Raw genomic sequence first — 13,244 nt, 5'->3', positions numbered from 1 at the left:
TCCATTGAAGGTGATTTTGTGAGTACCCCTGTGCCAATTTCGCAACTTCCGAGCCAACAGCGCGCCGACAACGGCAGATGGCTCATCCTCGGCGTGGTCTGCTTGGCCCAGCTGATGGTCGTGCTCGACGCGACCGTGGTGAACATCGCTTTGCCGTCGGCGCAACGTGACCTCGGATTCAGTGACGCCGACCGGCAATGGGTCGTGACGGCATACTCCTTGGCCTTCGGCGGGCTACTGCTGCTGGGTGGCCGGTTGTCCGACCTGATCGGCCGCGAACGGATGCTGATCGGCGGGATGATCGGCTTCGCCTGCGCGTCGGCATTGGCCGGTGCCGCAACAGGATTCGGCATGCTCATCGTCGGCCGCGCCATCCAGGGAGCGCTCGGCGCGATGCTTGCCCCGGCGGCCCTGTCCACGCTGACGACGACGTTCACCGATTCCAAGGAGCGCGCCAAAGCGTTCGGGGTGTTCGGCGCCATCGCAGGTGCCGGCGGCGCGGTCGGCCTGGTGCTCGGTGGGCTTCTCACCGAGTATCTGGACTGGCGGTGGACGCTGTTCGTGAACGTGGTCTTCGCCCTGATCGCCGTTCCGGCAGCCCTCAAACTGCTGACCTTCCACCCGCGCAACCGCGACGTGCACATCGACGTACCCGGCGTCGTCCTGGCGAGCGCCGGCCTGGTCGCGATCGTGTACGGATTCTCCCAAGCAGAGTCCAACGGATGGAACTCGATCGAGACCTACTCCCTGCTCATCGGTGGTCTGGTGTTGCTGATGGCCTTCGTCTGGCTCGAACGGCGTGTTGCACATCCCCTGCTGCCGATGCGGATCGTCACCAACCGGTTCCGCGGGGGCGCCTACCTCACGATCGGGTTCTCGGCGATGGGGATGTTCGCGATCTTCCTGTTCCTTACCTACTTCCTGCAGATGCTGAAGGGCTACTCCCCGGTGCAGACGGGGTTGGCGTTCCTGCCGATGATCGCGGCCCTGATCGGGGTGTCGACCGGTTCCAGCACGCTCCTGGCGACGCGTGTGGGCCCCCGGGTGCTCATCCCGATCGGGCTACTGGTCGGCGGAGCCGGGATGGCCTACCTGGCATGGCAGCTCGGGGCGGACTCCAGCTACGTGAGAGTGGTGCTGCCGGCGCTGGTGATCGTCGGTGCCGGCCTCGGGATCGTCTTCTCCAGTGCCATGAACACCGCCACCTCGGGGGCGGTCGGGTCGGACGCCGGCGTGGCGTCCGCGATGGTCAACACGACCCAACAGGTCGGCGGGTCGATCGGCACCGCCTTGCTCAACACGCTCGCAGCGAACGCCTTGACGACCTACCTCGTCGACCACGCCGGTGACCCGGCCGCCAAGGTCGAGGCCGCCGTGCACAGTTACGTGGTGTCGTTCGGCGCCGCCGCGGCCATCTTCGCTGTCGCCGCCATCGCCGCGAGCCTCGTCCTGCCGTCCGGCCTCATCCCGGCCGGCAAATCCGACGACGTACCCACCCCGGCATCCGTGTAGATCGCGTGCAGGTAGTCGACCGAGTGCTGGCCCGCCATCCAGGTATTCGGAGCGGGACGGGAGTCGGCCTGTCAGCCGATCCCGTGGATGGCGGCGACGCTCGGTGGCACGGGGATGCCCTGTGCGAGCCCCGGAGCGGGTACGGCGCGGACGGCAGCGGGTTCGAAACGTGCGTGCCCGGCCCAGACCTCCGTACCCAGGTCCGCCTCGTCGTCGTCCGGCCAATCGTCGGAGATGCGCACCGCCCACCTCGTGACCGGCATCGCGAGAAGCAGCGTCGCCGCGTGTTCCTTCACCGATGACTCACGCACCTCAGTGGTCCTCCCGGGCAGGATGCGTTCGGTCAGGATCCGCAGCGCGGTCGACTTGTCCGCGCCGTCGAGCACAGTGAATGACCCGAAGAGCACCGCACTGCGGTAGAGCACCGAGGACTCGAAGGCAGATCGCGCGACGACCACCCCGTCCACCGCCGCCATGGACAGCGATGCCGGAACCCCTCGTGCCAGCGTGCGCATCCACCGCGATCCGGTGGATCCGTGGATCACGACCCGGTCGCCCCACAGCACGGCCGCGGTCGGCATGGAGACCGGTGAGCCGCCCACCACGAAGCCGACGTGCGCGACGAGGGCGTCGTTGAAGATCCGGTCGAGGTCGGCCCGGTCGTGACTCATCATCTCCGGAGAGCGCGTCGGCTCGAGGCGAGTCATGTCCGCCAGCGTCGACGTCGGCGGACCGGCTCAGGCGACGGTCGGCTGGTAACCGTCGGCCCGCAACGCGGCGAGCAGTTGCTCGCGGTGCTCCACGCCCTTGGTCTCCACTTCGACCTCGATCTCGACCTCGTCGACGGACAAGGTCGCCTCGCTGCGTGCGTGCCGCACCTCGACGACGTTGGCGTCCTCGGCGGCGAACTTCGCGAGCAGCCCCGCGAGGGAGCCGGGGCGGTCCGGCATACGCACGACCACGGACAGGTAGCGTCCCGCGGCCGCCATCCCGTGCCGGATGATGCGCATCATCAGCAACGGGTCGATGTTGCCGCCCGACAGCACGGCCACGACCGGGCCCTCGACCTGGGCGATGACGCCCTCGAGCAGCACCGCCACCCCGGCAGCCCCGGCCGGCTCGACAACCAGCTTCGCGCGCTCGAGCAGGAAGAGCATGGTGCGCGAGAGAGCTTCCTCGCTGACCGTCACGACCTCGTCGACGAGCTCCTCCACGATCGCGAACGGTATGTCGCCGGGGAGGCCGACCGCGATGCCGTCGGCCATCGTGGCCATCCGCTGCAGCGCGACCGGGTGGCCGGCGGCGAGGGACGGCGGGTAGGCGGCCGCCTGCTCCGCCTGCACACCGACGATCCGCACATCCGGCTTGAGTGCCTTTGCGGCACAAGCGATCCCCGCGATGAGACCGCCGCCCCCGATGTTGACGACGATGGTGCGGACCTCCGGGCACTGCTGCAGGATCTCCAGACCGCAGGTGCCCTGGCCGGCGACGATGTCACGGTGGTCGTACGGGTGGATCAGCACTGCTCCGGTGTCGGCAGCCCACTGCTTCGCGTGCACCATCGACTCATCGAGAGTCGCGCCGACCAGCTCGACCTGTGCGCCATACCCGCGGGTCGCCTGCAGCTTCGGCATCGGCGCACCGACCGGCATGTAGACCTTGGACGTGATGCCCAGCAGCTGCGCCGCCAGGGCGACGCCCTGCGCGTGGTTACCGGCGCTGGCGGCCACCACACCGCGGGACTTCTCGTCGTCGGACAACCGAGACATCCGCGTGTAGGCGCCACGGATCTTGAAAGACCCTGCCCGCTGAAGGTTTTCGCACTTCAGCAGAACCTGCGCACCCACCTTCTCGGAGACCGCCCGGGAGTACTCCAGCGGCGTCTCACGGATGACGTCGGTCAAGCCGTCGCGCGCCAACTCCACGTCCTGCAGGGTCACCGGCATCGTGCTCATCTTCCGAGCGTATCCCCGTGCTCACCAAGCCATCCGGCACCTCAGCACAGACCGTGCCCGGGCGGGTTCGAGCCCTCTCAGTACGCACCCTTGATGACGAAGTAGGAGCCGCGGATGGTGCCGGCCAGCTTCGACTTCTGCCGCGCGAACTTGAACGCGCCGAGCTCCTCGGGCACGTCCATACCGTCGGAGAGCTTGAAGCCGACGGCCCGCTTGCCGTCGTCGGCGAGCGTGTACATCACGTTGATCGACAGACCGCTCTCGTAGAAGACATACGCCATCCGGATGCCGTCGACCTCGAACTCCGTCGCCTCCAGCGCCGGTGACCCGATCACGATGTCCCGCTCGTCCTTCAGGATGCCGCTGACCCACTCGATCGCCTGCTTCGCGTCGGCGGCCGGCTCGACCGTGAACGTGTGGACGTACTTGTTCTTGAAGTAGCGCGCCTCATTGGCGCGCAGCCCGGCCAGCGCCTCCGCGACCGGAGATGACTCGAGGCCGACGGTGGACACGTTCTTGAAGTCAACGGCGTAGGACATGCGGCGCTCCCGGCGAGTCGTGACGAGGTCGATCGGTACGACGGGCAACACTACCGATGACATCCCGGGAAACCGCCGCTGCGGTCGCTGCGTCATACCCCACATTGGCCGGGGATCGACCGAGGGAGGTCCGGTGCAAGGGCTCTACGCGCTCAAACCGTGGTACAGCCGGCGGCTGGGCCGCATCGTCCGGTTCGCCGTCGACCGGGGCATCTCCCCCGACGTCTTCACCCTGCTCGGTATCGCCGGGGCACTGCTCGCGGCCTGCTGTGTCGCGCTGGGCTGGTGGCTGCCGGCCATCCTCATGCTCGCGGTTCGCCTCGGCGGCGCCAACCTGGACGGCGCCGTGGCACGTGCACGAGGGGTGAGCAGGCCGTGGGGATTCGTGCTCAACGAGATCGGCGACCGCTGCTCCGACCTGATCGTCTTCGGTGGACTCTTCGCGCTCGCCGCCCGCAGCGACGGTATGGCGAGCACGCCGGCCGTGCTGGTTGCGACGGCTGCTGTCGCCGCCACCCTGCCGACAACCGCATCGCTGGCCGCGGCCGGTGCCGGAGCGACCCGGCGCAACGGCGGACCGTTCGGCAAGACCGAGCGCTGCCTGGCGATGGTTGTCGCGACCGCATTCCCCGGTGTGCTCGGGTGGGTGTGCGCAGTGATCCTCGCCGGTTCACTGCTCACCGCCACGGTGCGCCTGTGGGCGGCGCATCGTGAGCTCGCCGAGCAGGTGGCCGGATGAACGACTCACTGCCGCACGAGCTCCTCGACGCCTACCTGCGGATCCTCCACCTCGATCGCAGGTCGATGCACCTGGACCTGGACGTCTGGTTCGTCCATCTGCACATCACCGGCCGCGGGGTGTTCTTCTTCTGGGTGACCCTGACCATCCTCGCGCTCGCAGGCATCGCCGTATTCGCTTCCCGCAAGCGTGAACTGATCACCAAGTGGGTCACCTGGGTGATGATCCTGCCGGTCGTCGGGATCCCGATCTGGATCGGCCCGGGGCCGACAGCGGCACTGTGCGTCGTGCTTGCGCTGATCAGCGTGCGGGAGTACGCCCGGCTCATCGAACTCCCGGCGATCGACTCCGCGGTGCTGTACGCGCTGTCGATCGCCTACCCACTCGCCGCCTGGCAGCGTCCGGAGTGGCTGCACCTCGTCCCGGTGCTGGTCCTGCTGTGTGCGTTGCCGTCGGTGCTCGCAGGGGACCTGGAGCACGGCATCCGACGGGCCGCCTTCACCGGTTTCGGCTCGGTGTGGATCTGCTGGTCGTTGGCCAGCATGGTGTTGATCTGGCGAGACGCGTTCCTGGTGTGCTTCGCCGCAGCGGCCACCGACGTCGCTGCCTGGTGCGGTGGCAAGGGATTTCACCGCTTCCGATGGGCGAGCCGGCCACTGTCCCCGCTCAGCCCCAACAAGACGGTCGGTGGTCTCGCCGGCGCGGTGATCGGCGCCTTTGTGGTGCTCACCCTGCTGGGCACGATCTCGGTCGGGTTGCTCCTCGCGGTCGCACTGGGTGGTGTGCTCGGCGACCTGTTGGAGTCCATGTTCAAGCGGCAGGCCGGTGTGAAGGACGCCGGCGAGTGGCTGCCCGGTTTCGGCGGTCTCCTCGACCGCATCGACTCGCTGCTGCTGGTGCTGCCACTGGCTGCGGTCGCGCTCACCTAGGAGGCACCGATGTCATTCATTCCCAGCAGGTTCCGGCGGCGACTGTGGCGGTCGGTGTGTTCGCTGGCCGGCGGGCTGACGGTCACCGGCAACTGGGACCGGTCGCCGACCGGACGCGTGGTCGTGGCCAATCATGCCTCGCATGCGGACACCGCCGCGCTCCTGGCCGCCATACCGGCCGAGAGCAGCCCGGTCTTCGCCGCTGCCGCTGACTACTGGTTCGACGTGTGGTGGCGACGTGCCCTGATCTCCGGGCTGGCCGGCGGGTTACCGGTGCGGCGCGGCGAACGCGGTGGGTATGCCGAACTCCTGGAAGCTGCACGGCCGGCGCTGGCGGCCGGCCGCACCGTGGTGATCTATCCCGAGGGGACACGCAGCACCGACGGATCGGTCGGCGAATTCCATTCCGGCGCGGTGCGTCTCGCCCGTGATTGCCGCGTGCCCGTCGTGCCGGTTGCGATGCTCGGGACCGGTGAGGTGCTGGCCAAACATGGCAGCTTCAAGGCAACTCCGATGGAGGTGCGCTTCGGCGCACCGGTCGATCCGACCGGCGCGGACGCGGAGACGTTGCGCGATGACGTCATCGCGCTGCTCGACGCAGGTCCGGTGCTGCTGCGGCGTTCGCCGACGTGGCGGACGATCCATGCACTGACCGATGGAAACCGCGGTATCGCAATTGGTTTCGTGTGGGGTCTCGCTGAGGCTGTGAGCTGGCCGATCATGGCGGAGATGGCGGTCGTGTTCCTGGGAGTGGCGGCGCCCCGTCGCATCCCCACACTCGCCGCGTCGATCACCGCGGGCTCGGTCTGCGGTGTGCTGCTCACCTCGACCCTTGCCCGTCGCGGCGTGCGGGTGCCGGCACCGTTGACGACACCCCGCATGTATGCCGCCGCGCGGCGTCACCTCGACAGCGGCGCGTCGGGCATCTGGCATCAGGCACTCGGCGGCATACCGGTCAAGGTCTACGCACGCGTGGCCGGCGAGCTACAACTGCCGGCGGGCCGGCTGGCGGGAGCGACGCTCGCCGAACGCGGTGCCCGGATGGGTGCGTGCGCCGGCGGCATCATGGTCGCCGAGCGGCCGTTGCGGCCCGTCATACGACGTCTGTACGGCCCGTACCTGGGAGTGACAGCGACGGTCTTCAGCGTCACCCTGCGCAAGATCGTCCGGGCGTGGAGCGGCCCGACCCGTTGACCTCTTGAAATCGCTGCACGGCAGGTGTCGGATCGGAGGGTCGCCGTTCGTGGAGTTTGGTGAGCGGCCCACCGGGGGCCGCCGGAGAAGAGGAGCCGACCGTGCCCGAATACCTGATCGCGTTCAACGACGAGTGGGTGCCGGAACACACCGAGCAAGAGATCGGGGCAAAGGGACGTGCATCCCGTGCCGTGCTCGAGGAGATGACCGCCGCCGGGGTGTTCGTCTTCAGTAACGGTGCGCTGGACGCGTCGTCCGTGTTGTGCAGCGTGACCGCGAAGGACGGCGAGCCCGTGTTCAGCGACGGCCCGTACGTGGAGAGCAAGGAGCACCTGGGCGGGTTCTGCGTCGTCGACGTCCCTGACGACGACGCCGCGCGGTACTGGGCCGGGCGGCTCGCGGTCGCCCTGGACTGGCCGCAAGAGGTGCAGCGCTTCCCCCGCAGGCGGCCGGACGACCCGGGCGACCACACGAAGAACTGAATCAGCTGCCCGCGGCGTCCTGGTGGACGGCGAGCGCGAGCGCGACGGCGGCGATCCCGACAACATCCCGGACGCCCGGCACCTGATGGAGCACGACGAGGCCGATCACCGTTGCGGATGCCGGGAGCAGACACAGCAGGAACGCGAACGTCGCCCGCGGCAGCCTGGCCATGGCGAGCTGATCGGTCACGTAGGGCACCACGGACGAGCAGACTCCGACCCCAGCTCCCCACAGCAGCCAGGTCGGATGCGCGAATGCCGTTGCAGCTTGGGAAATTCCGAATGGGGTGACGACTAGGGCGGCGATCAGCATGGACGCGGCGAGTTGGTCGATGCCGGTCTGCCGGCCCTCGTGGGCCGAGGCGATTCGGTGGCCGAGCACGACATACCCCATGAACCCGGCGCAATTGAGGAACGCGAAGGCGAAGCCCCGGGGGTCGACCGACCAGCGCGCGTCGGTCAGCACGGCGACCCCCGCCACCGCGAGCAGGAGCGCCGCCAGGTTCCGGGAGGTACGGGTGCCGACCAGGGCCAGCACGATGACGCCCAGGAACTCGATGGCGCCGACGGTGGCGAGCGGCAGCCGATCCGTCGCGAGGTAGAACGCACAGTTCATCGCCGCGAGCAGCACGCCGAGCGCGAGCATCGTGCGGCGACCGGCCGGCGACATGGTGCGCAGCGTGGTGATCGGCCGTCGCCAGCAGAGGAACACCAGCGCCGCTGTGACGATGCGCAGCCAGGCGACACCGAGCACGCCGATGTGCACGAAGAGCAGCACCGCCAGGGACGGGCCGAGGTAGTGGAAGATCGCGCTCGATCCGATGAACACCGAGGGCGGTATGCCGTCCCCGACGCTCGAGGGGCGGTGGCGAGGGCCCACGAGTGACTTCACCTGCTCCATGACGCTCTCCTCGGGACTCTTGACGGTCGACCTGACGGCAATAGTCTTTCGACAGATGAGCCGTCAGAGAATGCATGATTGAAGGGTGCGTGGGCCAGATGCCTTCAAAACGTCAAGTTCCTGAACAAATTGCTTTCGGACCGCACCATCCGGAGCTGGATGAGGTCAATCTGCGCATCCTCGCCGCGCTGCACCGCGATCCGCGACTGTCCATGTCGGCGCTCGCCCGCGCGGTCGGCCTGTCGGCGCCGACGGTGACGCAACGGGTGCGGCGCATGGAGGAGGCCGGCATCATCACCGGCTTCTCGATGCTCGTGGACCCGGCCGCGTTGGGTCTGCCGGTGACCGGTCTCGTCCGCGTGCGGCCCGGTCCCGGTCAGCTGCCGAAGCTCATCGAGCTGGCACAGAGCCACCCGCAGGTCAGCGCATGCGACCGGATCACGGGTGAGGACTGTGTGATCCTGCGCGTGCACGCGGCGACCGTCGAGGGTCTGGAAGGCGTGCTCGACAGGCTGCTGCTCTTCGGGCAGACCACGACCTCCATCGTGGTCTCCCAGCCCGTCGCGCCACGTCCTCTTCCGTTACCCGAGATCGGCGCCTTCGATCCTACGACCGGCCGCACCGGTCGGTCGTAGGCTGAGTGCATGACTGTCCGGCGTTATGCGGGTGTTCTTGCGTTCGACGGCGATTCGGTCGCGCTGGTGCGCGAGTCCTATCCCACGTGGGGCGGCAGTTACTGGAACGTGCCGAGCGGCAGCGTCGAGTCCGGCGAGGACCCAGCCACAGGTGCGGCCAGGGAGCTGGCCGAGGAGATCGGGCTGGTCATCCCGGCCGAGTCGCTGTCCGTCGTCTCGACGAGCACGAACCGCACCGGCGACCGTACTTCGCAGTCCTGGAACTTCGTCGGCCACGCAGCCGATCCGCACCTGCAGGTGGACGACCCAGACGAACTGATCGAGCAAGCCGCCTGGTTCACCCGAGCGGACGCGATCCGCGAGCTCTCTCGGCTGCCCTACGCCCCGCTGCGCGAGCCTGCTGTTGCCTACCTGTCGGGGACTGCCGAATGGACTGTCGCGCACTGGGAGTTCACTGAGGGAGTCCTCCAGGACTGACGGTTCACCGGCGTCTGGCTTTTCGCGGTGCTCGGTTCTGCGACTGCTGCGTGTCCCGGGCGCTCGCAAAAGCGATGGCCCAGTCCTCGGGGCGCAGGTCGCGTGGCAGCGGCGCGCGTCGACCCCGGGACAGCTCGCTGACGATCCGGGTGCTGACGTCCCGCGGCACGCCCCGTCGGACGAGCACGTCATACAAGCCCCGGCCCCTGCTGCCGAACACGGAGACGACCCATCGCTGGTAGCGGCTGCGTTCGGCGGGATCGAGGAGCCCCTGCTGACGTCGATCGATGACGAGGAGGCCGGCGTCGACCGACGGGCGGGGACGGAAGGCCGATGCCGGAATCCGTTGATCCAGGCTGAATTCGAACCACGGCCACGACTGCGCGGTCAACTGGGTCGCGCCTCCGATGCCGGCCCTTTTGCGCGCCACTTCCCATTGCAGGATCAGCACGGCGCTGCGCCAGCCGGGGGCGGACAGCAGGTGCCGCAGGATCGGAGTGGTCAGGTGGAACGGGACGTTCGAGACGACGATCGATCCTGCGGGCGGCGCGTGGCGCAGGATGTCACCCTGGCGAATGCAGACGTGCGGTCCGAGACGGCGGCCGAGTTGCTCGGCTCGGCGGCCGTCGACCTCGATCCCCTCCACCGGACGTCCCAGATCGGCGAGGTACTCAGTGATGGCACCGGAACCGGTGCCCCACTCGAGGATCGGACCGGGCCTGTCCCGGACGAGTTCGGTGACACGACCGATGACTCGGTGGTCGACGAGGAAGTTCTGTCCGAGTTCGTGACGACCTGGACGTAGTTGTGCGCACATGAGGCTCCTTGGAGGGGCTGGAAGGAGCCGGGCAGCCTGAAGCGCCGCCCGGCAGAATTGCCGGAGCGCGGCGCGAATACGACTGCTGCTGGTGAGGATCCGCGCCGCTAGAAGCGACGGGTCCGAATGATCGTCATGAAGCAATTCACGGCCGTCAAGGTAGCCGCAGCGTCGACTTCCGGCAACGGATTTAGCGTCGCCGTTAGGCTCGACACGTGTCGCGTGTGCTGATCACCGGAATGTCGGGTGCCGGGAAGACAACTCTGCTCGACGAGTTGGCCCGGCGCGGACACTCCACCGTCGACACGGATTACGACGGCTGGGAGCTGGCCGACGGCACCTGGGACGCGCCGCGGATGGCAGGCCTGCTCGCGACCCACGACACGATCGCCGTCTCCGGCACGGTCCGTAACCAGGGTGACTTCTACGACCGGTTCGAGCACGTCATCCTGCTCAGCGCGCCGGTACCGGTCCTGTTGGAGCGGGTCGCCATACGCACCAACAATCCGTACGGCAACTCCGCAGCCGAACGCGCCGAGATCGCAGGGTATGTCGAAACGGTGGAGCCGTTGCTGCGTCGGACCGCAACGCTCGAACTCGACGGCCGGCGGGGGATCTCGGAACTCGCCGACATGGTCGAAGGACTGATGCGTGAGCCTGTCCGGACAACGATTCCGGCCGGTTTCGAAGCGCTCTTCGGCACGACGTATGTCGACTACGCGAACGCGGACATCAGCGGCACGTTCGACACCCCGCCACCAGAGTTGGTGCACCGGATCCACCTCGTCGCCTCTCCCGCCCCCGGCATCGTGACGGTCTGCGGCTCGATCGAAGGCTGGCGCTTCCTCCCAGGTGGTCGGCTCGAACCCGGTGAATCGCTCGAATCTGCAGCGGCCCGAGAGCTTTACGAAGAGGCAGGCTCCCGACCGACGGGTCCGATCAACGTCTTCTTCAGCCACGTCGCGCACAGCCGCAACGCCGCTCCCTACCTGCCGCACGTCCCGCACCCGGTGATGTGGTGGGCGTTCGCTGTCGTTCCGACGACGGTCGTCGGGCAGCCGCCGGCCGGAGTGGATGGCGCGGAGCAGATCACCACGGTGCAGCATCTGCCCGTCGCCGAGGCGATCGACTGGCTCGATGTCCAGGACCACACCTGCGCAGAGGTGCTCCGCCTCGCAGCGCACCTGGAGCTCGTCTGAGCCGGCAGAGCACCCCGACATAGCACCCCCGCCGCCACACGTGGTCGGGAAGATCACGTGGCCGCTCCCAGCGCCACCGCTTAGGTTGTTCGGTATGACGACCGAGCTACCCGCGGAGGGACAGGTCGCTGCGGCCTACAACGCAGTGGCCCAGGAGTACGCCGAGACGCTGCGCGACGAACTCGCCGGCAAACCGCTGGACAGGGCGCTGCTCGCGGCCGTGGTCGAGATGTGCCAGGACGGCCGCATCGCCGACATCGGCTGCGGGCCGGGACACATCACCCGCCACCTCGCCTCGCTCGGCGCGCAACCCCTCGGCATCGACATCTCGCCCGCCATGATCGACATCGCCCGCGAGGAGAACCCGGACCTGGAGTTCAAGCTCGCGTCGATGACCGACCTCACCGAGCCGGACCAGAGCCTGTCCGGCGCGGTTCTGCTGTACTCGATCATCAACCTCAGCCCCACCGAACGGGAGCGGACCTTCGCTCAGATCTTCCGCACCCTGCGAGCCGGCGGGATCGCGCTGGTCTCCTTCCACATCCGCAGTGAGGAGTTCTCCGCCGGCGAGGTCCAGCACCGCGACACCTGGTTCGGGCACAGTGTCGACATCAACGGACACTTCCTCGAGCCGGATCAGGTGATCGACGAGATCGCGGACGCCGGTTTCGACATCGTCTCGGTCACCACCCGGATGCCCCACCCGGAGGTCGAGATCCCGACCGAACGCGCCTACGTGCTGGCGCAGCGGCCCGGCCCGTCGGAGTGAGCGGCTGTCGGCCACGAATGACACGATGACCGGCATGGACCTCGCCGAATGGACCCGCCGACTCGAGACCGTTTCCACCGGGTATGCCGAGGTGTATGCCGTCGACCGCACACCCGAATGGATGCTGCTGAAGCTGATGGAGGAGCTCGGCGAGCTGAGCCAGGCGTGGCTCGTGGCCAGCGGCCAGGGCCGTGACCGGGGTCGTACCCACGAGGAGCAGCGGCAGTCCGTCGCCGCGGAGTGCGCAGACGTGGTGGCCATGGCGCTGCTCACCGCACACCGAATGGGCATCGACGTGGAGGCCGCGCTGGAGCAGAAGTGGCTCCCGTGGGAGGACTACCACGCGAAGCGACGCAAGTCGGAGTCGGTCATGCCGCCGATTGCCTTGGATGCCAATGCTTTCCGGTCCTGAAGCAACTCATGTGCGAGACTTGGGTACTGGACGCACCGAGGAGCTCCCATGAACAACTGGCCCACGTCGGCGAAAGTTGTCGTCGTCGTGCTCATCCTGCTGATCGTCGTGCCCGCCATCTTCAAACTGGTCTGGCTGGCGGTGACGGCAGCGCTGGTGCTCGGCATCGGCTACGTCGCCATACAGGCCATCAGTCGGAAGCGCTGACGTTCTTCCGACGCGCGCGGAAGAAGTCGGTGAGCAACTGCGCGCACTCCTGCTCCCGTATGCCGCCCACCGCGTCCAGCCGGTGCGGGCTCGGGTTGTGCGCGACCACGTCCCACGCGCTCCCGCACGCACCCGCCTTCGGGTCCCACGCCCCGAAGACCAGGTGTGAGACGCGCGACTGCATGATCGCGCCCGCACACATCAGGCACGGCTCGAGGGTGACGACCATGGTGCAGCCGTCCAGCCGGTAGTGCCCGAACTGCCGCGCCGCGGAACGAATCGCGACGATCTCGGCGTGGGCGAGCGGGTCACCGTCGGCGACCCGCCGGTTGGGCCCGAACCCGACCGGAGTGCCTGCCTCGTCGAGCAGCACCGCGCCGACCGGCACGTCGTCGGTCGTGATGGCCAGCCGCGCCTGCTCCAGCGCGAGAGTCATCCATTCGACGTGGGCGGCTTCGGGCGTGGGCACGACTAGAG

Annotated in this window: 17 protein-coding genes; 11 read left to right on the top strand and 6 right to left on the bottom strand. The window is 68.2% G+C overall.

Annotated features, from left to right (window positions below):
- The first annotated feature begins 18 nt into the window (after window positions 1–18).
- Entirely contained in the window at window positions 19–1,512 is a 1,494-nt protein-coding gene (locus tag FHU39_RS20235) for a DHA2 family efflux MFS transporter permease subunit (RefSeq protein WP_183322534.1), read from the top strand.
- 71 nt (window positions 1,513–1,583) lie between these two features.
- On the opposite strand, the gene FHU39_RS20230 is transcribed toward FHU39_RS20235, so the two are convergent.
- From FHU39_RS20230 to FHU39_RS20220, 3 genes are all read right to left on the bottom strand, one after another.
- A complete protein-coding gene (locus FHU39_RS20230) occupies window positions 1,584–2,219 on the bottom strand; it encodes a pyridoxamine 5'-phosphate oxidase family protein (RefSeq protein ID WP_183322533.1) in 636 nt (211 codons plus the stop codon).
- A 30-nt stretch (window positions 2,220–2,249) separates the two neighbouring features.
- On the bottom strand, window positions 2,250–3,467 hold the full coding sequence (ilvA, locus tag FHU39_RS20225) for a threonine ammonia-lyase (RefSeq protein ID WP_183322532.1): 1,218 nt from the start codon (window positions 3,465–3,467) through the stop codon (window positions 2,250–2,252).
- 77 nt (window positions 3,468–3,544) lie between these two features.
- Entirely contained in the window at window positions 3,545–4,006 is a 462-nt protein-coding gene (locus FHU39_RS20220; protein WP_183322531.1) for a phage tail protein, read from the bottom strand.
- A 133-nt stretch (window positions 4,007–4,139) separates the two neighbouring features.
- Here FHU39_RS20220 and FHU39_RS20215 point away from each other — a divergent pair, with 133 nt between their 5' ends.
- From FHU39_RS20215 to FHU39_RS20200, 4 genes are all read left to right on the top strand, one after another.
- Window positions 4,140–4,745 carry a CDP-alcohol phosphatidyltransferase family protein gene (locus FHU39_RS20215; RefSeq protein ID WP_183322530.1) on the top strand — a complete coding sequence of 202 codons (606 nt, stop codon included), beginning with the start codon at window positions 4,140–4,142 and terminating at the stop codon, window positions 4,743–4,745.
- On the top strand, window positions 4,742–5,674 hold the full coding sequence (locus tag FHU39_RS20210) for a phosphatidate cytidylyltransferase (RefSeq protein ID WP_183322529.1): 933 nt from the start codon (window positions 4,742–4,744) through the stop codon (window positions 5,672–5,674). The genes FHU39_RS20215 and FHU39_RS20210 overlap by 4 nt, the downstream gene beginning before the upstream one ends.
- Before the next feature lie 9 nt (window positions 5,675–5,683).
- A complete protein-coding gene (locus FHU39_RS20205; protein WP_183322528.1) occupies window positions 5,684–6,868 on the top strand; it encodes a lysophospholipid acyltransferase family protein in 1,185 nt (394 codons plus the stop codon).
- Window positions 6,869–6,969: 101 nt separating this feature from the next.
- Window positions 6,970–7,350 (top strand): YciI family protein, encoded by a 381-nt coding sequence (locus FHU39_RS20200; protein ID WP_183322527.1) that lies wholly within the window; start codon window positions 6,970–6,972, stop codon window positions 7,348–7,350.
- A gap of 1 nt (window position 7,351) precedes the next feature.
- Here FHU39_RS20200 and FHU39_RS20195 read toward each other — a convergent pair whose 3' ends face one another.
- Window positions 7,352–8,251 (bottom strand): EamA family transporter, encoded by a 900-nt coding sequence (locus FHU39_RS20195; RefSeq protein ID WP_183322526.1) that lies wholly within the window; start codon window positions 8,249–8,251, stop codon window positions 7,352–7,354.
- A 98-nt stretch (window positions 8,252–8,349) separates the two neighbouring features.
- On the opposite strand from FHU39_RS20195, the gene FHU39_RS20190 reads away from it, so the two are divergent.
- Both FHU39_RS20190 and FHU39_RS20185 read left to right on the top strand, forming a co-directional pair.
- A complete protein-coding gene (locus tag FHU39_RS20190) occupies window positions 8,350–8,886 on the top strand; it encodes an Lrp/AsnC family transcriptional regulator (RefSeq protein ID WP_183322525.1) in 537 nt (178 codons plus the stop codon).
- A 9-nt stretch (window positions 8,887–8,895) separates the two neighbouring features.
- Window positions 8,896–9,363 (top strand): NUDIX hydrolase, encoded by a 468-nt coding sequence (locus tag FHU39_RS20185; RefSeq protein ID WP_183322524.1) that lies wholly within the window; start codon window positions 8,896–8,898, stop codon window positions 9,361–9,363.
- A gap of 4 nt (window positions 9,364–9,367) precedes the next feature.
- On the opposite strand, the gene FHU39_RS20180 is transcribed toward FHU39_RS20185, so the two are convergent.
- The gene (locus FHU39_RS20180) at window positions 9,368–10,180 is read right to left on the bottom strand and encodes a ribosomal RNA small subunit methyltransferase A (RefSeq protein WP_183322523.1); all 813 of its coding nucleotides are present in this window, start codon (window positions 10,178–10,180) and stop codon (window positions 9,368–9,370) included.
- 215 nt (window positions 10,181–10,395) lie between these two features.
- Here FHU39_RS20180 and FHU39_RS25105 point away from each other — a divergent pair, with 215 nt between their 5' ends.
- The 4 genes from FHU39_RS25105 (at window position 10,396) to FHU39_RS20160 (ending at window position 12,767) form a co-directional block, all read left to right on the top strand.
- The gene (locus tag FHU39_RS25105; protein WP_183322522.1) at window positions 10,396–11,379 is read left to right on the top strand and encodes an NUDIX domain-containing protein; all 984 of its coding nucleotides are present in this window, start codon (window positions 10,396–10,398) and stop codon (window positions 11,377–11,379) included.
- A gap of 94 nt (window positions 11,380–11,473) precedes the next feature.
- A complete protein-coding gene (locus tag FHU39_RS20170) occupies window positions 11,474–12,148 on the top strand; it encodes a class I SAM-dependent DNA methyltransferase (RefSeq protein ID WP_183322521.1) in 675 nt (224 codons plus the stop codon).
- Between the two features lie 25 nt (window positions 12,149–12,173).
- Window positions 12,174–12,560 (top strand): pyrophosphohydrolase domain-containing protein, encoded by a 387-nt coding sequence (locus FHU39_RS20165; RefSeq protein ID WP_246336772.1) that lies wholly within the window; start codon window positions 12,174–12,176, stop codon window positions 12,558–12,560.
- Between the two features lie 48 nt (window positions 12,561–12,608).
- Window positions 12,609–12,767 (top strand): hypothetical protein, encoded by a 159-nt coding sequence (locus FHU39_RS20160; protein ID WP_183322520.1) that lies wholly within the window; start codon window positions 12,609–12,611, stop codon window positions 12,765–12,767.
- Here the strand turns inward: FHU39_RS20160 and tadA are convergent.
- On the bottom strand, window positions 12,751–13,236 hold the full coding sequence (gene tadA, locus FHU39_RS20155) for a tRNA adenosine(34) deaminase TadA (protein WP_343066039.1): 486 nt from the start codon (window positions 13,234–13,236) through the stop codon (window positions 12,751–12,753). The two genes, FHU39_RS20160 and tadA, sit on opposite strands and share 17 nt — an antisense overlap.
- Window positions 13,237–13,244: the final 8 nt, after the last annotated feature.

It is taken from the genome of Flexivirga oryzae, from assembly GCF_014190805.1.
In the GTDB taxonomy this organism is placed as follows: Bacteria; Actinomycetota; Actinomycetes; order Actinomycetales; family Dermatophilaceae; genus Flexivirga; species Flexivirga oryzae.
This window is presented reverse-complemented; position numbering and strand designations above follow the sequence as displayed.

Coding starts and splice junctions, on each gene's coding strand:
- FHU39_RS20165 (WP_246336772.1), top strand. CDS start 12,174: ATGACCGGCATGGACCTCGCCGAATGGACCCGCCGACTCGAGACCGTT.
- FHU39_RS20205 (WP_183322528.1), top strand. CDS start 5,684: ATGTCATTCATTCCCAGCAGGTTCCGGCGGCGACTGTGGCGGTCGGTG.
- ilvA (WP_183322532.1), bottom strand. CDS start 3,467: ATGAGCACGATGCCGGTGACCCTGCAGGACGTGGAGTTGGCGCGCGAC.
- FHU39_RS20160 (WP_183322520.1), top strand. CDS start 12,609: ATGAACAACTGGCCCACGTCGGCGAAAGTTGTCGTCGTCGTGCTCATC.
- FHU39_RS20180 (WP_183322523.1), bottom strand. CDS start 10,180: ATGTGCGCACAACTACGTCCAGGTCGTCACGAACTCGGACAGAACTTC.
- FHU39_RS20210 (WP_183322529.1), top strand. CDS start 4,742: ATGAACGACTCACTGCCGCACGAGCTCCTCGACGCCTACCTGCGGATC.
- FHU39_RS20170 (WP_183322521.1), top strand. CDS start 11,474: ATGACGACCGAGCTACCCGCGGAGGGACAGGTCGCTGCGGCCTACAAC.
- FHU39_RS20185 (WP_183322524.1), top strand. CDS start 8,896: ATGACTGTCCGGCGTTATGCGGGTGTTCTTGCGTTCGACGGCGATTCG.
- FHU39_RS20220 (WP_183322531.1), bottom strand. CDS start 4,006: ATGTCCTACGCCGTTGACTTCAAGAACGTGTCCACCGTCGGCCTCGAG.
- FHU39_RS20195 (WP_183322526.1), bottom strand. CDS start 8,251: ATGGAGCAGGTGAAGTCACTCGTGGGCCCTCGCCACCGCCCCTCGAGC.
- FHU39_RS20230 (WP_183322533.1), bottom strand. CDS start 2,219: ATGACTCGCCTCGAGCCGACGCGCTCTCCGGAGATGATGAGTCACGAC.
- FHU39_RS20190 (WP_183322525.1), top strand. CDS start 8,350: ATGCCTTCAAAACGTCAAGTTCCTGAACAAATTGCTTTCGGACCGCAC.